At 71.5% G+C, this 2,293-nt stretch carries 1 protein-coding gene and 1 pseudogene; one reads left to right on the top strand and one right to left on the bottom strand.

Translation table 11 applies throughout. The features are described from left to right. A partial coding sequence (locus ACWGIG_RS38560) for a hydrolase (protein ID WP_453326391.1) occupies nucleotides 1–1,313 on the bottom strand: 1,313 nt, incomplete at its 3' end. Between the two features lie 368 nt (nucleotides 1,314–1,681). Between ACWGIG_RS38560 and ACWGIG_RS38555 the strand changes: the two are divergent. Further along, a pseudogene (locus ACWGIG_RS38555) lies at nucleotides 1,682–2,293 on the top strand (phage tail sheath family protein); the annotation flags it as partial.

The raw sequence follows: 2,293 nt of genomic DNA, 5'->3' as shown, positions 1-2,293 counted from the left end.
CCCCAGGTGTTGTTGCGGAAGTGGGCGATGTGGCAGACCTTGCCCTTGCCCACGTTGAGGGCGAACCCGGCGAAGAACGGGGCGTCCTTCTTCTTGCCGCCGATGTAGATGTCCTTCTCGTTCAGCACCGGGGTCCACTCCAGCCACTTGGGCCGGCCGTTGGTCGAGCCCGGGTCGTGGACGTAGGAGTTGGCCGACGTGCCCTCCACGCCGGTCACCGCGAGGTTCATCTCGATGATCTTCTTGCCCTGGCCCGTGGTGCCGGCCATGGCGCCGTCGCACACCGGCCGCTGCCACCCGCCGTCGGTGATGCGGACGCGGTAGCAGATGTGCCGCCCGCCGGGGTCGTCCGCGACGAATCGGCGCACGGCCGTCGCCGCGGTCTCCTCCGGCGGCGGCTTGGGAGCGTCGGGCTTCTTCTCCGGCTTGTCGCCTCCGCCGTCGTCCGGCTTCGGCTTCTCCTGGGGCGGGGGCTGCTCGGCGGGCGCCGGCGGCTGTTTCGGCAGGGCCGGCGCCGACGGGCTGGGGGCGAGCGTCGCCCCGGCCGGTGCGGGCTGCTCCGACGCGGCGGTCACGAGGGACGGCTTGTAGGCGATCCACAGCATCACGAAGGTGATCGCGAGGGCGACGGCCACCCCGAGGAAGGTGGCGAGCCAGCGCGGCAGGAACCCGCGCTGCACGAACGTCCCCTCCACGGTCTCCGGCGAGACTCCGGAGCGCTGCACCGCGAGCGTGTACGGCCGCTGCTCCTTCGAGCCGAACCAGATGATCTGCTTCGGCCGCAGCGTCATGTCGACGAACTGCGCGCGCCCCGGCTCGATCTGCGCGCTGCCGGGCCGGATCTCGTACGACAGGTGGTCGCCGTTGTCGCTGCCGCTCACGGAGGCGGTGAGCTTGGTGTTGCCGAGGTTGTCCACCGCGAGGCGGGGGCGCCCGCGCAGGCGGCCCCGGACGGTGGGCGGCACCAGCTCGGTCCGCATCTCGCTGAACGGCAGGATCGTCAGATTTCCCTCGGGGACCGTCACCGCGTCCGGATGCTCGGTCGGAATGATCCGTACCGCGTACGGATTCGGCCCGGCGGTGGCGTCCGGGGTGCGCGGTGGGGAGAACGTCAGCTCGACGGTCCCCGTCGTGCCCGGATAGAGCCGCAGCGTGTGCGGCTCCACGACGGTCCAGGGCGCGAGGTCCCCGACGGGTTCGAAGCGGTACTCGTCGACGACGTCACCGGTGTTGCGCACCCGCAGGCGCACGCGCGTGCTGCTGCCGGGGTCGACGGTTGCGGACGGGGGTTCGAGGGAGGTCCAGAGGCTCACCCGGGAAGGCTAGGCGGCGGCCGAACGGGCGTCAGGAGGCTGCCGGGCAGACCCGGTTGCGCGAACGGGCGCCCGTGGGAGGGCCCGTGGGCAGCAGGACCGGCTTTTCTCGTACGCAGGCATTTTTTCTGTACGGGACTCGTACGCCGGCACTTTCCCGTACGGGAGAGGGCGGGCCGGGACCGATCGCGCGTGCGGGCCCCGTCGACCCGGCGGGGGAGCGGCGTCAGGTCCGGGCCGGGAGGGTCCGTACCCGCCCTTCGGGGCAACGACGGTGCCCCCGGCGAGGCACTTGCGGACGTTTCGACCGGAGTGCCCCGCGAGTGAAGATCACAGACGAGCATTGGTCACCCCGAGGAGAGCAGAGCATGCCGTCGTACCTGTCGCCCGGTGTATACGTCGAGGAGGTGGCCAGCGGATCCCGCCCGATCGAGGGTGTCGGCACCTCGGTGGCGGCCTTCGTCGGTCTTGCACCGACCGGACCGCTGAACGAACCGACCCTGGTCACGAACTGGTCGCAGTACACGGCGGCCTTCGGGGAGTTCACCGACGGGTACTACCTGGCGCACTCCGTCTACGGCTTCTTCAACAACGGCGGCTCGGCCGCCTACGTCGTGCGCGTCGGCGGATCCGCCGAGGGGATCTCCGGCGAGAGCGCCGCCCCGCACGAGGTGGCGCCGTCGGCGGCTCCCGCGGCGCTGCCCGCCGCCGAGCCCCGGCAACTGGGCACCTTCGCGGTCGCGGCGACCGGCACGGGCCGGAGCGGCAGCCTGAGCGTCGAGGTCTCCGACCCCGAGGGCGAAGGGCCTGCCGAGCGCTTCAAGCTGACCGTCAAGGACGGCGACAAGCCGGTCGAGTCCTTCGACGTGAGCGCGAAGAAGGGCAACCGCTCCTACGTCGTCACGCACGTGAAGGAGCACTCCAAGCTCATCACCGTGACCGAGGCCGCACCGGCCGCTCAACTGGCCCGCCCCGAGAAC

It is taken from the genome of Streptomyces sp. NPDC054863, assembly GCF_053610825.1.
Note: the sequence above shows the minus strand (reverse complement) of the source record. Positions and strands in the feature narration are given on the sequence as shown.